Annotated in this window: 15 protein-coding genes and 1 pseudogene; 5 read left to right on the forward strand and 11 right to left on the reverse strand. The window is 54.7% G+C overall.

Features of this window, described 5'->3' with window-relative positions; translation table 11 throughout:
- The first annotated feature begins 7 nt into the window (after positions 1 to 7).
- The 4 genes and pseudogenes from K5K89_RS24130 (at position 8) to K5K89_RS24145 (ending at position 3,162) form a co-directional block, all read left to right on the forward strand.
- Positions 8 to 832, forward strand: a complete 825-nt coding sequence (locus tag K5K89_RS24130) for an IS3 family transposase (protein ID WP_409996326.1) — start codon at positions 8 to 10, stop codon at positions 830 to 832.
- 166 nt (positions 833 to 998) lie between these two features.
- Positions 999 to 1,949: pseudogene (locus K5K89_RS24135) on the forward strand (DNA/RNA helicase, superfamily II protein); the annotation flags it as partial.
- Positions 1,950 to 2,047: 98 nt separating this feature from the next.
- Positions 2,048 to 2,890, forward strand: coding sequence for a chromosome segregation protein SMC (locus tag K5K89_RS24140; protein ID WP_222540386.1), 843 nt, complete (start codon positions 2,048 to 2,050; stop codon positions 2,888 to 2,890).
- 62 nt (positions 2,891 to 2,952) lie between these two features.
- Complete coding sequence (locus K5K89_RS24145; RefSeq protein ID WP_257102734.1) at positions 2,953 to 3,162, forward strand: hypothetical protein; 210 nt, start codon at positions 2,953 to 2,955, stop codon at positions 3,160 to 3,162.
- A gap of 118 nt (positions 3,163 to 3,280) precedes the next feature.
- Here K5K89_RS24145 and K5K89_RS24150 read toward each other — a convergent pair whose 3' ends face one another.
- From K5K89_RS24150 to K5K89_RS24170, 5 genes are all read right to left on the reverse strand, one after another.
- A complete protein-coding gene (locus K5K89_RS24150) occupies positions 3,281 to 4,573 on the reverse strand; it encodes a hypothetical protein (RefSeq protein WP_024072732.1) in 1,293 nt (430 codons plus the stop codon).
- 5 nt (positions 4,574 to 4,578) lie between these two features.
- Entirely contained in the window at positions 4,579 to 5,697 is a 1,119-nt protein-coding gene (locus K5K89_RS24155) for a nucleoid-associated protein (RefSeq protein ID WP_222540387.1), read from the reverse strand.
- 714 nt (positions 5,698 to 6,411) lie between these two features.
- Positions 6,412 to 6,963: a hypothetical protein gene (locus K5K89_RS28760; protein WP_257102735.1), complete on the reverse strand. Its 552-nt coding sequence runs from the start codon at positions 6,961 to 6,963 to the stop codon at positions 6,412 to 6,414.
- Between the two features lie 55 nt (positions 6,964 to 7,018).
- Positions 7,019 to 7,759 (reverse strand): DUF1353 domain-containing protein, encoded by a 741-nt coding sequence (locus K5K89_RS24165; RefSeq protein WP_024072729.1) that lies wholly within the window; start codon positions 7,757 to 7,759, stop codon positions 7,019 to 7,021.
- Between the two features lie 407 nt (positions 7,760 to 8,166).
- Positions 8,167 to 9,594 (reverse strand): hypothetical protein, encoded by a 1,428-nt coding sequence (locus K5K89_RS24170; RefSeq protein ID WP_222540388.1) that lies wholly within the window; start codon positions 9,592 to 9,594, stop codon positions 8,167 to 8,169.
- A 1,057-nt stretch (positions 9,595 to 10,651) separates the two neighbouring features.
- Between K5K89_RS24170 and K5K89_RS24175 the strand changes: the two genes are divergently transcribed.
- The gene (locus tag K5K89_RS24175) at positions 10,652 to 10,903 is read left to right on the forward strand and encodes a hypothetical protein (protein WP_222540389.1); all 252 of its coding nucleotides are present in this window, start codon (positions 10,652 to 10,654) and stop codon (positions 10,901 to 10,903) included.
- Positions 10,904 to 11,122: 219 nt separating this feature from the next.
- On the opposite strand, the gene K5K89_RS24180 is transcribed toward K5K89_RS24175, so the two are convergent.
- From K5K89_RS24180 to K5K89_RS24205, 6 genes are read right to left on the reverse strand one after another with little or no spacing between them, the layout of a single operon-like run.
- Positions 11,123 to 12,199, reverse strand: coding sequence for a chemotaxis response regulator protein-glutamate methylesterase (locus K5K89_RS24180; RefSeq protein WP_093128371.1), 1,077 nt, complete (start codon positions 12,197 to 12,199; stop codon positions 11,123 to 11,125).
- Positions 12,162 to 12,695 (reverse strand): chemoreceptor glutamine deamidase CheD, encoded by a 534-nt coding sequence (gene cheD, locus K5K89_RS24185; protein WP_092249248.1) that lies wholly within the window; start codon positions 12,693 to 12,695, stop codon positions 12,162 to 12,164. The genes K5K89_RS24180 and cheD overlap by 38 nt, the downstream gene beginning before the upstream one ends.
- Positions 12,692 to 13,501: a CheR family methyltransferase gene (locus tag K5K89_RS24190; protein ID WP_092249251.1), complete on the reverse strand. Its 810-nt coding sequence runs from the start codon at positions 13,499 to 13,501 to the stop codon at positions 12,692 to 12,694. Before K5K89_RS24190 ends, cheD begins: the two co-directional genes overlap by 4 nt.
- A 9-nt stretch (positions 13,502 to 13,510) precedes the next feature.
- Positions 13,511 to 14,050: a chemotaxis protein CheW gene (locus K5K89_RS24195; RefSeq protein ID WP_058423387.1), complete on the reverse strand. Its 540-nt coding sequence runs from the start codon at positions 14,048 to 14,050 to the stop codon at positions 13,511 to 13,513.
- 39 nt (positions 14,051 to 14,089) lie between these two features.
- Positions 14,090 to 15,748: a methyl-accepting chemotaxis protein gene (locus K5K89_RS24200; protein ID WP_093128366.1), complete on the reverse strand. Its 1,659-nt coding sequence runs from the start codon at positions 15,746 to 15,748 to the stop codon at positions 14,090 to 14,092.
- A gap of 29 nt (positions 15,749 to 15,777) precedes the next feature.
- Entirely contained in the window at positions 15,778 to 17,817 is a 2,040-nt protein-coding gene (locus K5K89_RS24205) for a chemotaxis protein CheA (protein WP_222540390.1), read from the reverse strand.
- Between the last annotated feature and the right edge of the window lie 13 nt (positions 17,818 to 17,830).

Consider the following 17,830-nt stretch of genomic DNA (forward strand, 5'->3'; position numbering starts at 1 on the left):
CGATGAGCTGGACGAGCAGTACGGCGTTAAAAGGTGTTGCCGGGCGTTCGGGGTTAACCGCAGCAGCTTCTATGCCTGGCGCCAGCGCCAGGGCAGAGCAAATCCTGAGCGGGAAAAGCTCAAAGCCGCGCTGGTCAGGCACCACAAGGCGTCGAGAGAGTCGGCGGGCGCACGTACCTTGTCCAAGGAGCTGCAAGCCAAAGGACATCGTGTCGGACGTTACATGGCTCGCAATTTGATGCGCGAGGCTGGCATCGCTAGTCGTCAGCGCAGGCGCCATAAGTACAAGTCGCCGGGCGTGGAGGCCTTGGTGGCGCCGCATGTGCTCAAGCGGAAATTTGATGTGACGGCGGTTAATCAGGTGTGGTGTGGCGACGTAACGTACATCAAGGTCGGCAAGCGTTGGATGTACTTCGCCGCCGTTCTGGATCTGTACGCTCGCAGGATCGTAGGCTGGTCGTTCTCGATGATTTCGGATGCCAACCTGACCTGCGAGGCACTACGCATGGCAGTTGAGCTACGCGGCCATCCCGAGGATGTGTTGTTTCACTCTGACCAAGGTTGCCAGTACACCAGCCATAAATTCCGAAACGCGCTTGTGAAGCATGGGTTTAGGCAAAGTATGAGCCGTAAAGGCGAGTGCTGGGACAACGCCCCGATGGAGCGTTTCTTTGGTAGTTTGAAATCCGAGTGGGTTCCTGAAACGGGCTACAAACTGGAGCATGAGGCCCGGGCAGATGTGCAGCGCTATGTCTCGCGCTACAACATCAGCAGGCCTCACAGCTACAACGACTACCGGTCGCCGGTCGCGAAGGAAAGGTTGGCGGCATGAACCTTAATCGGTGTCCAAGATTACTTGACCAGTTCACCTATGCGCCTATTGTTTCTCGGATTCTCAAGTCCGGTCGCTGGGTTGGAAGCGACGGAGAAAAAGTAGCTCAGGAGCGCCTGGAGATGAAAGTTAGTATCTGTGGCGAGAGATTTCCGGCGGCCAGTCTGGAGGGTTGCGGGCGTTAGGAAGAGGAAAGTCGTGCACAAACCCTGCTTACGTGCAGGCGTGGCGCTTGCTGTTTCTCTCTACGGGCGAGAAGACGTTGGCGCAGCACATGGCAGACGTCAACAAAAAGCTGAAAGCCGGTATGGAAGTTCGCATGCTCGCCCTGCCAGCTGACAAGAGCAAAGGCCTCGGCATGTTCGATGAGCTGAACGGTTTTGAGGACGCTGCTGCATTCTCCGATGCGCTCAAGGTCCGTGTAGCCAAATACTACGGCACACCCCTCACCGCCTTCCTGCACGCACTGTGCGCGCCTGAAGAAATGCTCAGGTGGTCGGTGATCGTTCGCCGCACGGTGGAACAGTTCATCACCCAAAATCTGCCCGCCTCGGCCAGTGGTCAGGCTCAGCGTGCCGCCCTTCGCTTTGGCCTTGCAGCAGCGGCCGGAGAGTTGGCCACCGCCTTCGGCGTCACCGGCTGGCCCGATGGCACAGCCACGACCGCCGCACGGGTGTGTTTGCACGCGTGGCTGGCCGAACGTGGCGGCGCCGGTAACTTCGAGGGTGATGCGATCTTGGCGCGGCTGCGCCAGGTCATTGAGCGATTTGGAGAAAGCCGCTTCACCCGCTGGGAATCTGCCGCCGCCAAGATCGATGAGCACGGCCCTCGCACGATTGATCGGTTGGGCTTTCGCAAGACGCTGGAACACGGCATGGGCGACGCCCTGCACACCACCAACACCTATTACGTACTGCCTGAAGCCTGGAGGACCGAGATCTTCAATGGCATGAACATCAGTGCGGTGAACAAGGAGTTGCTGCAACGCGGCGTGCTTGAGCCGGGTAGTGACGGCAAGGCCTACAGCTTGATCCGTCTGCCAGGGTTAGGGCCCCAGCGCTGCTACGTGGTGAAGACCGTTCCAGGAACGGATGAAGGCGAGGCCAAGGCCGCCTGACGGCGAGCCTGCTGATCGAGGTAGCGCCGGCTCATTAACGGCCTTGCCAGCCATTCGACAACCATCCCTATTAACCGCAGTACCCAGAGACAATCCAGATGAACACTATCCAAGAATTGAAAGACCGCCGCGACCAACTGTCCCTCGAAGTGGAGAGCATTCAGGGTGACCTTGCTCCCTTCGAAGAGGCGCTGGAAACCCCAGAGGTTATCCAGCAGGGCCGTCAACGAGCCGTGCAGGATGAAATCAACGATCACAAAAGACGCATTGACTCGCGAAATCTCGAGATCAGCACACTGAACCAGAAGATTGATCGCCTTGAGACACTGGCGAATCGCGAGAGCTTGGCTGTGGGCTACATCAGCACGATGGCGACGTGGAAAGCCGACGAGGTGGAACTCAACGAAAAGCGCAGCAGCATTGAGACCCGGTTGCTGCAAGTACGTCAGAGCGCTCAGGAAGACATAGCGAAGGCTCGACAAGCTGAAACGGACGCGGCCACCGCTTATGCACAGGCTGTCGCCTGGGGCGATGTGGAGGGCGAGAAAGCGGCCAACGCCGAAGCGCAAAAGGCAGCAAAAAACCTCACGGCCGCGGTTGAGCATCACCGCCGCCAACAACTGCTCATAACCGCACTGGAGCAAGAGCTGGTGACGATTGATCTGCATACCACTGAGGCACAAAAGGAACGCACCGAGATCGAGAATAAAGCGGCCCACCTGGCGAACACTGTGCTGGAAGAACAGTGGAATGAGGCCGCCAAAACACTGCTGGAGACCGGCGGCAAGCTGTGGGCCGCACGCAACTTGATTAGTCGTGACCCAGTTGCACTAATGAAGCTGGATATCCCTGAACTGGGCGAGCACTTTGGAAGCTGGACCTGGCGAGAACTCGCAGATCGCTCGCGCCAACACAGCCTGCATGACCTGCTGGCTGCCTAAACCAGCCTACCCCGAAGCAACCGGCGAGAGCTGGTGGCTTCGGGCCTACCATCGGTCCAATCATGAACAAACCACCACAAAACAGCGCACAGATGCCTGATTACCTGAAGGCCCGAAAGCTTCATTTAAACGGGATAATTGTCGTCCTGGCTGGCATGAAAAAGCGCAACGTTAGAGAAAACAAAGACACCAAAGTTGAGACGCTCACGATTAATGCAATTAAGGCGGAGCTTGATTTCATTGGCCTCCAGCTGAAAAGAAAGAACGGGTAATGAAGAGGTGGAAGCCTAAACAGCTTCCGCTTCGCTAGATACTATCCTTACAAACCAAAATTTCAGAATTTTTTTGACTTCTGGTCTACGACAGACCTAGACTTATGACCGCTTAAGGCTATGCGCAAAAGCGATGAATTACCCCGCACGCAAAATTAGCAATCATCATCACACCCTCAGTCAAATCCTTTCGATAGATATATGCATGCACGCTTGCTGCAGTCATCGCGGGAAACCATGATAGACATCGCAGTATCAGTAGCGAGCGCTTGAGCTTTGTCTCATTCGCAACTAGAGCAACCACAGACTCGTGTATATAGTTACGAAGATCTGTCGGATATTGAATTAATTTCTGTTGATGGGATGAGAACAAAATTAGGCGCGAATGCTTGATCCTGTCATATTGTAGTTTTTGAGCAGCTAGAGTCTCCGCCAATAAGGCAGAGGCCATTAAAATCCCCACAACTAGAATCGAGCTCTCCAAAGCATTATCGGCTTTTGAAATTGCAATAACAGCAATCAAAGAAATCGGGACGCCAAGTATTTTCCCACTAATATCACTTACCACTTTTGACATTTGATCCGCGATAGTTAGTTGTGCGGCTGCCACTTCTTGTTTTGCCTTGTGAAAAGAGAAGCCGCTAAGATAAGTAGAAAGATTATTCCCATACAAACTCAAAAATTGCGACCAAGTGGCAACTAAAGCTTTAAATCGCTCTTTTCCTCCGTGATACCCAGATAAATACTCAATCAAAGTCGCACGAAAAATCGACCGTTCCTTAAAGAGATGCGGACTCTTATCCAAGCTATTCATTTGAAGACTGTCGACTAGGTCTGTTCCAACCTCAAAAGTTAGAAGCTCACGATCCAAATAAGGATAAAGTGTTATGGCGCGTTCGCCTTTGGCGATATCTTCTGCAACGAATACTAGCTTGTATTCATCGCTGGACTCCTTTTCATCATGAAAGTGCGCCAGGTCGGCCAAGTAAACAATAAGCCTACATAATGATTGGAGAGTTATTATCCGTTTATCAAACGGTTCTTCCGAGGAAAGAATATCTTCCTCCAGAAGGTAGAAGACTTCTGGGAGTTGCGCGCGCACAAAGCTTTTTGAACGAGCCATAAGCTGATCAAAGTTTTTGAAAATCGGCACCATTCCTGAAGTATCAAGCACGAACGTTAGCTCAATTGAGGACCACTGCTTAGGGAGTTCCATAACAGATGAACTGATGTCGTGCCCATCAACAACTAATTCATCAAACCGTCCAGTCTTAGAAATTGCCAATGCTTCAATTGCAGTGTTTATTTTAGGATCAAAACAAGACGCTCTGAAATCAAAAGCGTTGCCCGTTGCAAGCACAGGACGTCCAAGTGACCGGTACGCCTCGGCAAATATAAGCACATCCACCATATCGTTTACTCTATCTCGGCTGAGTCTCGCTTATCTGCAATAGCTTGACGTATAACTTCGATAGCGTTTTCAGAAAGGTTGTTGATGATTAGCTTGCGATCTTTTTCAACAAAGCGAATTTCAGCATCAATCCCCTCACCTAAAGAGTTACGATCAAATTTTAGCTGCCAGTTGTCTGCCTTATAGACCACATGGGTGTACTTATCAAGTGTGGCTTTACTAATAGGAAACTCGACGGGAATCCCTACTGCCTCACTATTTAGATGCCCTATAAACTCACTTGCTAAATCATCAGCCTCACCTTCCATCTCCGCAGGAAAGAACTGACGAGCGATGGCCTCCACTTCCGACAGTTTCACAGATTGTCCAGAGTCTCGTTGGCGCTCCAAGTACCTCAGAACCTCATCCTTGAACTGAATACGCTTGTCACGGAGATTGGGACGCTCTCTGAAAAACTTTACACTCTCCAGAATAAGATTTTTTGTGGCTGCTGCTGAAGCGGTGCCTACTGCACATCCAAGCGCCGTTACAAAATATCCAGCAGCAGACCGACCTGCGCTTTGACTCAAAAAGCTAAGGTAGTTTAGCTCCTGTTTAGCCTCATCATCGGCTGCAGCGTGCTCATTATATTTGTTGAAATTAATGCGAGCTGCGTGATACAGGCTGCTCAGATCTAACTCAATTAACTCTTCAGGTTCGAGGTGCTCGTTCAGCCTTAAACCATCACGCTTTTTAAGCATTGCAATTAGCAAGAACCGCCCTTGGCTATTCTCGTAATCTACAAACAAAATATAACCACCAGAAGACGCTGTCGTTTTTTTTGCTGCGGCGAAAAGCTCTACCATTGCCGACTCAGTAATCTCCAAAAAAGATTTTTCCGAAATCTCGATCTTTGAATAGGCATCAAAATCTTTAGGAAAATCACTAACGGTCTTTTTTGCAAATATCCCGTAGTGAGTAGCATTGTTCTTCTTGCCGTAAATAGACGTCGCACCAATTATCAGCTTATTTACAGCCGGCTTATCTTTCTTGAGCACTACCTCACGAATATCGGATTTTTGAATATCTTTAAATTGTTCTTTGATTAATTCATGAACAACCGCGAAATTTACCTTTACGTCCATATATACTTCCTTGTTTTCGACAAATAACCTCGTTAAGTCACCGAATTTACCTCATGATGTCAATCTGCCTCAAGCTGATTGTTTTCGGCCTTGCATTCGAGTCACACATACTACTGTATGGATGAACAGCCAAGAGTGCAATTGCCCACCGCGTGCTTTTCGACAGAAGGCAGCATCAGCCACAGACTTGGCTAACCAGTCAGCACATGAATCCCAAGGGCTTCTCAGGGATATCTGACCCCATGCGGATGGAGCCGAAATGCAAAAAAAGCTACTCGCTGCCAACGACTTATGCCGGTCGAAATAGGCGAATAACTCGTCGCGATTATCAGAGACAGAGTGGTAGCTTTTGGCCGATTTTTGCCGTTTGTGACGGGCAGCAATCGGCCGATTCTGTTGCAAAAGTCGGTTCTCCCGGATTGCCCGGAATCTGAGTGTTGTAGGAGCCTGTTTTTCGCGCGGCTACGTGAAATCTTTGTCCGAATACTTGTACGACCATTTAAGATTTCAATCTCACGCGCTTACTTTTCTGCCCTAAGAACCGCGTCCGACTTTTTCAACAGAATCGGCCAGAAGCGGCCGGTCAACAGAGGCAAAAACGAGCGCAAAGCAAATAACTATCGCCTGCCAAGACGAGATCGTTTAGGAACGGGCTCCAGGCTGTCCCGTTAAGTGAAGCGAAGCGAACGGTTTAAACTATTTGTTAGGCTGTTGTTACCCAGGACCGCTTGCTTCCACCAGTAAGTAATCCTGCTTTTTGTCGCACCACTTAAATGAGGCGCTAGTTATCGCAGATGACTCTTCACAGAATACACCAAAGAAACTCAAAAGAGCGTCGATTCTAATCTCATATGCCCATTTATGCCGCTGATAGTCTGAGAAAACTAGCATCGATGCAAAGGATGTACCTTCAGTAATTGTTTGCATCCAGTAGTAATGAATTAGCTGGTTGCACACCTCAAGTGCAGAGAGGGTATGAGGCTCCGGATGCTCCATTTCGAATCGTTCTTCAGGCCAGCCCGCACCCGTGATAGTAAACGGTCGATTTCCGATCTTTTTGTAACGTAGTACTGGGAGGCAAGTTCCGCGGGCTTGATCATTTACTTTTGGTCGTTCCAGGAGCGAGCGAACCTGGAAAGCAACTATCATCAGTTTTCTCTCATAGAGAACATGCTGTTTTTCAGACCAGCGTTTGTACTTACGTTTCTTGCGGAGCCAAATGAGATCATTTCTAAGCTCTGCGCGCCAGTAATAGGACTCGATCATATTTAGCGCCTAACTATAAATGGACAACGTCGGTGCATAGCGTCACAGGTCCACGCTATCTGATTTCGCTCAGTTCGGCGACTTGGATATCTTCGATCTCTGCGAGACTCAGGTTCTTCTGTTCAATCGTAGCCTTCATCCGCTGGAACTCTGCCTCTGATGATGAGGGTTGGACCACGCGTACCTCGAAGACCGCACCTACAACTTCTTCCACCTTCTCGCGCTTCAGCAAACCAGTTGAAATTGTCCTCGAAACGAGCCTTCCGTCGCTTGCGAGAACGGCCTCCATACCAACAGGAAGTTCTGCTTTCAGCTTTTCCAGCTTCGGCGCAATCAACGCCGCCTCAGTGCGAGGTAGCATTATGCTTTTCGGCTCTGCCCATCTAGGGCCGAAATGGTACACCGCTGCGTACATGATCTTTGCCTGAGTTTCACCCACACCAGCAGCCCGCATGGCGGTATAGAACGCCCGATGTGTGGCTCGCCAATCCCTGGTTCGTTCCACACATGCGACATCATGAATGATGGCGGCTTTTCGATACTGACCTTCGAACGGCGCCCCTATTACACTCCAAGCAACGCGAGGGATCGAAGCTCCGTCAGTGATAGTGTCCTTAGGCGCCAACCAGAAAAGTTCCTCCGGCCCCGGCCCCTTGTATGTGAAGTCTATCAAGAGCCTGGCATGGTTTTTTTCGTTCAAAAGCTCCACGTTCAGTGGTTCCGAGAATCTTCCCCAGTCTTGTGCTTGCACGCTGGCAGCAAGCAGGATCGTAGCTGCCGCAATGGCTGACTTCATTAGCCCCTCCTTGAACGCGTTCGTTGGCAGAGATCACCTTTTCAAGAGGTGACAGTAGTAAATGGCCGTCATCTTGTCCAAGCCCCCCATGTTCGCGGCGAGAAAGTCACCTAGCACAATGACAGATCACGGCCAAAAACGGGCGCTGAACTTATGATCACTTCAGACGCAGTGTTGCGATGTTCGGCCATCAGAGATGGTAGAACAGATTCGGTCGTTAAACAGTTATGGCAAGACCAACCCATGCCAAATCGGAGCCCGCATGTGCTGGTGGAAAAAAAAAAGCCTCTCGCACCAGTTTTCAATGGATTGAGAGGCTTTTCCCGGTGACTCGAAAGCACAATCGATGTGTTGAGACGCTTGAAATTGCTTTATCTAGGTGAGTGCGCTGGTTTTATGACACAGCATTATGACCAAGTTAGGTATCCCGCAGTCAGCTGCTTGAACCGGCTATCAAGTGGAGCTTTGCCATTACCAGGCAGATTGGCGATGAGGAAGTCGATGCATTCAAGTAATCGCTGATTGACTACACCTGATTTTAGCTTTTCTAGCGCGATGCATGCTTGTTTTCTGCAAACTTCTTGGCTTAGCTGAAGCTGTATTTCGTAGGAGGTTAAAGCAACCAGTGCCGATGGAGCCCACGTGTCGCCTAGTAAAACAAGAAGCTGGTCGTAATACCCTGCACCTCTTGGTGAAACTCCGTTGTAATAGGCTCGCCCATTCCCGATACGGCACATGAGAAAAGTTTTTATGAGTTTAGGGCCAAAGTTTTGCAGGATATCTTGCTGGTTGTGGATATACGACATGATTTCGGCAGCTACGGGTGCTTCATGATGATAGTTATCCCAAGCATGATGTTTTTCTAGCAATGTATCGACCAAACCATCAACTATTATTGCCCGCTCTGCGTTGGAGCGGAAGGCATTACCGTTGACGACTTGGAAAAACTGAGCACCGAGATCATATTTATCCTTGTGAAGATTTGTATTATATCCTTCTAATGTTAAGCCTAAGCGGTATTTGAAATCGTCATTGCTCGCTTGCCAAACAGATACAGATAAAAGTGAAATGTTTTTTCGGACCTGTGGATCCGTATCCTGAGCGACGTATATCCCAAACATTGTTCTCAGTACGTTCCCGCAGTGGTGAGAAGCGAGCTCGTTGATTTTTCCGATTATTCCTGCAAGATTGGCGGCGTCTAATGGTTGCGTATAGCTGCGTAAATTTTGAATAAATGCCTGAACCTGTAGTGCAGACTCTGTAGGTCGGTCTTTCAGAACGTCTTTGATGCAGTTTGTTAGCCAGCCTAATAGTTCGTAAGCATTGATGGTGTAATTAGTGGGGTGCGAGATACCTATGTCATTTCGCATATCGAGCATATGCTTTAATTTTTTTGATGTGGTCTCGCTGATTAGTTCAAGCTTACGACAGGTATCAAGTAGGGTTGAATCTTTTACGGAGCGAAGATCCTCCTCTGTTTGATAAAACTCTCTGTTTTTCCCGCCAATAGCTGCGTCGTAGAATATATCAAGACCGTAAGCTACGACTTTTTTGTGAAGGTCTAGGACTACTTCATTCCAGATCGCATTGAGGGAGTAATCGAAAAGACCGAATCCTGCGCCCACCACAAATTTTGAGAGATATCTAGCTCCTTGCTTCGCTTCGGGAGGAAGTGACTCGATAAGTGCCAGCAAGCTATGCCCAATAATGGCTCTGTCTTCAGCGGACGCAATAATATTGTCATGTGGGAGCCCAATGCTTTGCAGGACCTCAACGATCATCTGTGCTTGTGGATCAACTAGCTGCATTTGTGGTTTTGTAATTAGGTTGTTCATCGATGATTCCCTCCAGTTAGCGGGTGATGCTGGCTTGGTGTCCTGTAGTGATGCAAGAGCATGCTGCTTGTAATGTTTTCTAGCTCTTGGCTACATATTCAGATGCCTTCCGCGGCGAAAACGGCCCGATCGCCAGGACTATCGGTGAAGACAGACGAAGCGGATTGTTTCGCACCTGGGTGAAGCGTGCCAGCTGGGGGACGACTGCTTGGTAACTTGCATAGGACCTGTCCTTGTCAAAACGTGGATGCATTCTGCCAGTACCAGCTTGCGTAGGCTATCTTGAGCGAACACGCCATCAAAGTCCGCTTTTGGCCGGTAGCAGCCCTTCTAAGTTAAAGACTGTAGTCCAATCATCATAAGCCGCTCCTCGCAGAGCAGTTCTTGATGTAACACCTATTTGCCGTGTAACACGTCTATCGGCAAACGAAACACAGCTGTGTAACGCAAAATAAATCATTTAAAAACATATACTTAATAAATATCGTAACACCCGTAACACCCGTAACACGGTTTTATTAGGGTATCCCCCTAGCCCCATCAGTATTGCTCCTCCAGCGAAAGGAGATCGATCATGTTCTTGGCTTTGATTAGACAGCGGGGTCCCTGCGCATGTTGGTTTGTCACGGGGTAGGAAACCCGCGTGATCGTGGCAGCGGAAAGGTGCCCAGCTTAGTGAACAGTTGAACCGGGTGAACAGCTGTTCACCAGTGCATTTGCCCTATGAATCGGAAAGCCGCTGGGGACCCTGGGCATTTCGGATAGACACGGGGCATAGAACCCGCCGGATCTCGTTAGTGGCTGGGCTCCAAAGTTAGTTGACTGGTTGACCGAGTTGACCAGGCCAATCGTTCACTATTCTGAACGAAACCCATGACCGTTACACATCCGGTAAGGATGCACTTTTCTCTTCAAGATCCTTTCAATTTCAACGTTGAAATTTCAGTAAGCTGGTACGGCTGCCGCTACCACGATCCCGCGGGTTTCTGACCCCGTATGATCAGGATATCGTCAGGGTCCCCGGCGTCTTTTTCTGTAACCCGATCCGAGATCTCAGATGAGTAACCTCCAAAAGCTAATCGCAGATGCCCGCTCCGGTTTATCTGTACAGGAAAAAATCTCTGATGACCGTTGGCAGGCAATCGCCCAGCAATGTGGCGCCCCAGAAATCGAAGAGATCGAACACCGTATTGCCAAGCTACGAGCAGAGCTCGAAACGGTTGAGGAATGGGATGGAGATACCCGAGATGACATACACCTCGCAATTTCCAGCTTCAGCCGATTACTGAGGTCCGCGAAAGCACATTAGAATAGGCCCAGCAAAAGAGATCGTGTATCCCTACATGTATCCCTAAACAGCAAACCTCTCTGGAGGCCTTGAGTTTACTAGAAGACTCCAGTCTCCCTCGGGCACCATCTTAAAAAAAGACCTTGAAATTCAAGGTCTTTTTTTTCGCCTGTAGAAAAGTGGCTCGTCGACGCAACAACAACTCACCTACCTACACACCCGCCCCTTCCCCCTCCCCCCTCACTTATGCAAGATCGCCCGATAAATATCCTCCAGCGCCATGATGCGCTGAGCGGCGTTGAGTTTGATGGCTTCCTTGGGCATGCCGAACACCACGCAACTGGCTTCGTCCTGGGCGACGGTCGCGGCCCCGGCCTCGAGCATTTCCTTGAGCCCGCGTGCGCCGTCGTCGCCCATGCCGGTCATGATGATGCCGGTGGCATTCCTGCCGGCGTAGCGGGCCACCGAGCGAAATAGCACATCCACGGAGGGGCGATGGCGGTTGACCAGCGGTCCATCGATCACCTGAGCGTGGTAATAGGCGCCGCTGCGGTTGACCATCAGGTGCTTACCGCCGGGTGCGATCAGGGCCAGGCCAGGCAGGATACGGTCGTTGTTGCGCGCTTCGCGCACTTCGATTTCGCACACGCTGTTGAGGCGCTCGGCGAACGAAGCGGTGAACTTCTCGGGCATGTGCTGCACGATCACCATACCCGGACACACGCGCGGCAGTGCCGTCAGCACGGCCTCCAGCGCTTGGGTGCCGCCGGTGGAGGTGCCGATGGCGACGATGCGCTCGGTGGTCTGGGCCATGGCATGGCCATTGGCGGCGGGCAGGATCGCATCGGCACTGAGCTTGCTGGCTGGAACCAAGGGCGGGCTGACGCTGCGTTTTCCCAGGTTCCTGACGTTGGAGTTTGCGGCGGCCCGGATCGCGGCCACTAACTCGGCCGCCGATTCAATCAGGAAACTCTTCAGGCCGGTTGAGGGCTTGGTGATGATTTCCACAGCGCCCGCCGACAGCGCCTGCAGGGAGGTTTCCGCGCCTTTCTGGGTCAGCGAGGAGCAGATCACCACCGGCGTTGGCCGCTCGCTCATGATTTTCTTGAGAAACGTGATGCCGTCCATGCGCGGCATTTCGACGTCCAGCACGATCACGTCCGGCCATTCCCGCGCCAGTTTGTCCATGGCGAAAATCGGGTCGGAAGCCGCCCCCATGACGTGGATATCCGGCGTATCGCTGAGAATCGCCAGCAGTACCTGGCGCACCACGGCCGAATCATCGACCAGCAGCACACTGATTTTTTTGGTAGGCATCTTCTTGAAGTATTCCCATTGGTTGGTGCCGAACCCAGACGTTGCCGTTCCACAGGTCGAACATGATCGTGCGGTAACCGGTACTGCCCATGTCCTGGGCGGTCAGGTGCAGGTGATGACGCTCGGCCAGGGCCAGCGCCGCGCGAATATTCAGGCTGGCGACGTCCTGCGTCGGCAGACGACGTTGCAGATCAGGAAACATCTCGCCGCCGCCGAACAGCTTGACCTGGTAATCCCGTACATGCGTGCCATTGATTTGCGCGTGACGCAGCAGCAGTTCCAGGGCTTCGTCGGCATACCGGCCATCGAGGGGCTGATGGTTGCGCAGGCGCCCCGGCAGCATGAAGTGACACATGCCGCCGATCAGCCGCTGCGGATGCCAAAAGGTGATCGCCACGCAGGAGCCGAGCAGGGTCCGCAGGCGCGTCGGCCGCGTTGCAAAACTGACTTGGCCAGGCGCCAATACCACTTCGGTCGTACCCACAGGCTTTTTCATGGCTTGCGGTAAATCGACGGCGCCACCAGCTTCAAGGTGTCATTGACGCCGTGGAGGCTTTCGGAGTGACTGATGATCAAATAACCACCGCGTTTAAGCAGCGGCAACAGACGCGCGACCACCTGGCTCTTGGTCTGCTGATCGAAATAAATCATCACGTTGCGCAGGAAAATCACCTCGAACTCCCCCAGCGCCGGCAGCGCTTCGTTAAGGTTGACCTGGATAAAATTGACGCGATTGCGCAAGGTCTTGTCGATCAGGACGGTGCCCTCCTGACGCCCCATGCCCTTGAGGCAGTACTTGACCAGCAGCGGCTGGGGCAATGTCTCGATGCGTTCCATTGAGTAATGCCCCGTGCGCGCCTTGGCCAGTACCTGGGAGCTGATGTCCGAGCCGATCACTTCCCAGGGCGTGGTGCCGAGGCTTTCGGCCAGGGTCATCGCCAGGCTGTAGGGCTCTTCGCCGGTGGAACTGGCCGCGCTCCACACGCGAAACATCCGGCCCGGCGCGGCCTGGGGCAGCACGTGCTGACGCAGGAAGTCGAAGTGCTTGGGCTCGCGAAAAAAATAGGTTTCGTTGGTGGTCAGCAAGTCCAGCGCAACCTGCAGTTCGCCCTTGCGCTGGTCATTCATGATCAGCTTGAAATACTCACCATAGCTCTGCAGCTCATAGTGCTTGAGGCGCTTGAACAGGCGCCCGGCCACCAGGGCTTTCTTGGCGGGCGACAGGTTGATGCCGGCCGCCCGGTACAGCCAGGTCTGGAACTGACCGAATTCATGATCGTCGATGGAGACGGTGTCTGACATGATCGAGCCTCAACGCAGGTCGAGGTCAGGGGCCGGCGCCTGGCCGGCCTCGGCCAGGCTGGACATCTCGTCGATGGACAGCACCTTGTCCACTTCCAGCACGATCACGAATTTGCCCTCGACCTTGGCCATGCCACTGATGAAATCGGCGCGAATGCGCGCACCGAAACTCGGTGGCGGTTCGATCTGCGTGGCCGGGATCTCCTGCACGGCAGATACCGTATCGACCAGCAGCCCGATGTCCTGTGGCTGACCGTCCTCGGTACTCGCCTCGATGATGATCACGCAGGAACGCCGGGTGATCGCCGAGTTGGCCCGCCCAAAGCGCGCCGACAAGTCCACCACCGGCACCACTGCGCCGCGCAGGTTGATCACCCCGCGCACGAAAGCGGGCATCATCGGCACCACGGTCAGGCTGCCGTATTCGATAATTTCCTTGATCCCCAGGATGCCGATGGCGAACATTTCGCCGCCCAGCATGAAGGTCAGGTACTGCGCATCCTCATCGACCGCCACCGCGGTCTGCCGAGTCGTCATTACTGCGCCCATGTCACTACTCTCCCTTGTAGGCCCGCATCGATCGTGCGATCAGAAGCGGGTGAAATCCGATTCGTCCGGGGCACTGGCCATGGTGTAGGCGAACGCCTTGCGCGGCGGCGTTGGTTTAGTGCGCGGCGGTTGACGGTTGGGCGTGCTGCCGGAGCTGTCCACGCCGGTGCTTTGCACCGCAGCCTTGGACGCTGAATCCAGCACGAAGAAACTCATGGCCTGTTGCAGTTGCTCGGCCTGGCTGCTCATTTCTTCGGCCGTGGCCGCCAGTTCCTCACTGCTTGAGGCGTTTTGCTGGGTCACTTGGTTGAGCTGGGTCATCGCCGTGTTGATCTGCGCGACACCGGCGGCCTGTTCTTCGGACGCCGCGCTGATTTCCTGCACCAGGTCGGACGTCTTGTTGATGGAAGGCACCATTTCGTCGAGCAACTTGCCGGCTTTCTCGGCCATCTCCACGCTGCTGGAAGAAAGTTCGCCGATTTCCTGGGCGGCGACCTGGCTGCGTTCGGCCAGCTTGCGCACTTCGGCGGCCACCACGGCGAACCCCTTGCCGTGCTCGCCGGCCCGGGCGGCCTCGATGGCGGCATTGAGCGCGAGCAGATTGGTCTGGTAAGCGATATCATCGATGATGCTGATGCGCTGGGCGATTTTCTTCATCGCCACCACCGTCTGCTGTACCGATTCGCCGCCCTCGGTGGCTTCCTTGGCCGCTTTGCTGGCCATGCCATCCGTGACCTTGGCGTTTTCGGTGTTCTGGTTGATGCTGGCGCTCATCTGTTCGACCGACGCACTGGTTTCCTCGACACTGGCGGCCTGTTCACTGGTGGCCTGGCTCATCGATTGCGCGGTGGCGCTGACTTGTTCGGAGGCGCTGGCGAGGTTATCGGAGGCGTTACGCACTTCGCCGATGATATGGGCCAGCTTGCCGACCATGTTGCGCATGGCGTTGAGCACCATGCCGGTTTCATCTTTGCCACCTGGCTCGATGTGCGCATTAAGGTTGCCTTCGGCCAATTGCTCGGCGGCGCTCGCCGCCTGGCGCAACGGCCGGGAAATGATCCGCGCGATGAATATCGCCAGGCCCAGACCGATCAGCAGGGATGCGGCCAGTACCGCGATGATCGACACGCGTGAGCTTTCATACAGCGCCGAGCCCTTGTCACCCGCGGCAGTGGCGCCGGCGTCATTGAGCTCGACCATTTTCTGCAGGCGGCTGGTCACCTCATCGAAATGCCCTTTGGATTCACCCCGGAGCAAACTGCGCGCCTGGGCTTCCTGGTTCTGACGGGAAAACTCCAGGACCTGCTTGCTGCTCGCAATGTAGGCGTCCCATGCGCTTTTCACGCTAAGCAGGAGTTGACGATCTTCATCGTTCGACAGCAATTGCTCGTAGGTCTGCATGCGGGTTTCGAACTGCTGGCGCGCCTCGGCGGCTTCGCGTTCGGCCTGGGCCTTTTCTTCGGGAATCTCGGTACCGATGTGGCGGTTTTCTTTCAAGCGATAGTTGGCGGCAAAAAAACGCATGCCTGCGGCGGCACGCATGGAGGGCATCCAGTTGCCCTTGATGTCCTGGGCGGCCTGGTTGACGGCACCGAGCTGAAGGATAGCGAAGGCGCCCATGGCCCCGGTGAGGGCCAGGACCACCAGGAACGAGCTGATCAGCTTGGTGGAAATTTTAAGATCGTAGAACCATTTCATCGGGGAACCTCCATGGAATTGCAAAGACGTCAGCGGGCGACGAGCGGTGGCGACTGAGGCGCCTGGGCCGTGCGGGCTTCCAGTTGTACGATTTGATTGAGTAGCGCCGGTACATCCAGGATCAAGGCCACCGCGCCGCTGCCCAGAATGGTCGAGCCACTGATACCGCGCAGTGCGCCGAACAGCTTGCCCAGGGGCTTGATCACGGTCTGGAACTCGCCGTGCAGGTCATCGACCACCAGCCCGGCCTTGTGCTCGGCATAGCGCACCACCACCACGTTCTGACGGCGCGCGGCCGGGCCTTCGTGGCTGAAGTGGTCGCGCAGGTCCACCAGGGGCAGCACCTCGCCACGCAGGTCCAGATAGCCCTGATCGCGGCTGGACTGGCGCTGGCGTTCATCCAGCTCGACGCATTCCTGGACCATGTCCAGCGGAATCACGTAGGTGGATTGGTCGATGCCGACCAGGAAGCCATTGATGATCGCCAGGGTCAGCGGCAAGCGAATGCGCACCACCGTGCCCTGGCCTGGGCGGCTGTCGAGGTCCACGGTGCCGCGCAACAGCGTGATATTGCGCTTGACCACGTCCATGCCGACGCCCCGCCCGGAGAGGTTGGTGACGGCCTCGGCGGTAGAGAAGCCCGCTTCGAAGATCAGGTTGTAGACCTCCTGGTCGGTGAGCACCGCGCCGCTGGCCACCAGCCCGCGTTCCTGGGCTTTTTCCAGAATGCGGTCGCGGTTGAGCCCGGCGCCGTCGTCGGCGATTTCGATGACGATGCTTCCAGAGTCGTGGTAGGCATTCAGGCTCAGATGGCCCTTGCTCGACTTGCCCGCCGCACGTCGCGCATCGGCACTTTCGATACCGTGGTCCATGGCGTTGCGCAGCAGGTGCATCAGCGGGTCGCCGATCTTCTCGACCACGGTCTTGTCCAGCTCGGTCTCCGCGCCGCTGATGATCAGCTCGATGTCCTTGCCCAGTTCCTGGCTGACATCGCGCACCACGCGGCGGAAGCGGTTGAACGTGTCGCCGATGGGGATCATGCGCAGGTGCAGGGCACCATCGAGGATCTCTTCCACCAGCCCCGACACCGTCGAGGTGGCCTCCTGCAGCGGGTCGTTGTTACAGGAGCGCGCCAACAGGCTTGCGCCGGCGCTGGCGATCACCAATTCGCCGACCAGGTTGATCAACTCGTCGAGCTTGTCGGCGTTGACCCGAACATAACTGCCGTCGCGGGTTTTCGCCTCGCTGTTCGCTGGCTGGCGCTGGGGCGACGCGGGGGCCAGGCCTGGCTCGACTTGCGCGGTCAGGTCACTGCCGATGGCGACGCTGCTTTCGGGCGTTTCGTCGACGGCGCGGATGTGCACGTCACAGTCGTCGCGCACGAAGTCGAACACTTCGTTGAGCGTGGCATGGCTGGCCGTCGAACGCAGGTCGATCTCGAAGCCCAGGTAGCAGCTTTCCGGGTCCCAGTGCTCCAGGGCGGGGATGCTGTCGGTCAGGGTGGTGACCTGCACCATTTGCCCCAGCGTATCGAGGTAGCGCAGGAACGACAGCGGGTCCATGCCATTACGGAACACGTCCACGCCGAAACGCAGAGAAATATGCCAAAGCACATCGGCCCCCCCGTCGTCGTGCACCGCAGCGGGTACGACATCGGCGGTGGCGGTGCGCAGCGGCTGGTAGTCGCTCAGCGCCTCGCGCAAGGTCTCACCGCGCTCCAGCGCGGCCGGGGTCGGCGTCTCACCACGACTGGCGACCACGTCGATCAGTTCAAGCATGTGGTCGCCGCACTTGAGCAGCAGCGCGATCAACGCCGCGTCCACCGCCACACTGCCATCGCGCAGGCGGTCGAGAACGTCTTCGACGATATGCGTGAACCCCACGATCGACGCGAGGCCGAACAGCCCGGCGGACCCCTTGATAGTGTGCGCGGCGCGGAAAATCGCGCCGATGGCATCCTGGTCACCGGGGTCGCTTTCCAACTGCAGCAGGGATTGCTCCATGGCCTGCAGCAGCTCGCGCGCCTCGACGATGAAGGTCTGCAGTGCCTGATCGAGATTGATGCTCACCTGGACTTTCCTT

This window comes from Pseudomonas sp. DR208 (assembly GCF_019823005.1).
Lineage (GTDB): Bacteria > Pseudomonadota > Gammaproteobacteria > Pseudomonadales > Pseudomonadaceae > Aquipseudomonas > Aquipseudomonas extremorientalis.

Bases quoted from the DNA above. Each gene is read 5' to 3' on its own strand.
- K5K89_RS24140 (WP_222540386.1), top strand. From the start codon at position 2,048: ATGAACACTATCCAAGAATTGAAAGACCGCCGCGACCAACTGTCCCTC.
- K5K89_RS24145 (WP_257102734.1), top strand. From the start codon at position 2,953: ATGAACAAACCACCACAAAACAGCGCACAGATGCCTGATTACCTGAAG.
- K5K89_RS24150 (WP_024072732.1), bottom strand. From the start codon at position 4,573: ATGGTGGATGTGCTTATATTTGCCGAGGCGTACCGGTCACTTGGACGT.
- K5K89_RS24155 (WP_222540387.1), bottom strand. From the start codon at position 5,697: ATGGACGTAAAGGTAAATTTCGCGGTTGTTCATGAATTAATCAAAGAA.
- K5K89_RS28760 (WP_257102735.1), bottom strand. From the start codon at position 6,963: ATGATCGAGTCCTATTACTGGCGCGCAGAGCTTAGAAATGATCTCATT.
- K5K89_RS24165 (WP_024072729.1), bottom strand. From the start codon at position 7,759: ATGAAGTCAGCCATTGCGGCAGCTACGATCCTGCTTGCTGCCAGCGTG.
- K5K89_RS24170 (WP_222540388.1), bottom strand. From the start codon at position 9,594: ATGAACAACCTAATTACAAAACCACAAATGCAGCTAGTTGATCCACAA.
- K5K89_RS24175 (WP_222540389.1), top strand. From the start codon at position 10,652: ATGAGTAACCTCCAAAAGCTAATCGCAGATGCCCGCTCCGGTTTATCT.
- K5K89_RS24180 (WP_093128371.1), bottom strand. From the start codon at position 12,199: ATGCCTACCAAAAAAATCAGTGTGCTGCTGGTCGATGATTCGGCCGTG.
- cheD (WP_092249248.1), bottom strand. From the start codon at position 12,695: ATGAAAAAGCCTGTGGGTACGACCGAAGTGGTATTGGCGCCTGGCCAA.
- K5K89_RS24190 (WP_092249251.1), bottom strand. From the start codon at position 13,501: ATGTCAGACACCGTCTCCATCGACGATCATGAATTCGGTCAGTTCCAG.
- K5K89_RS24195 (WP_058423387.1), bottom strand. From the start codon at position 14,050: ATGGGCGCAGTAATGACGACTCGGCAGACCGCGGTGGCGGTCGATGAG.
- K5K89_RS24200 (WP_093128366.1), bottom strand. From the start codon at position 15,748: ATGAAATGGTTCTACGATCTTAAAATTTCCACCAAGCTGATCAGCTCG.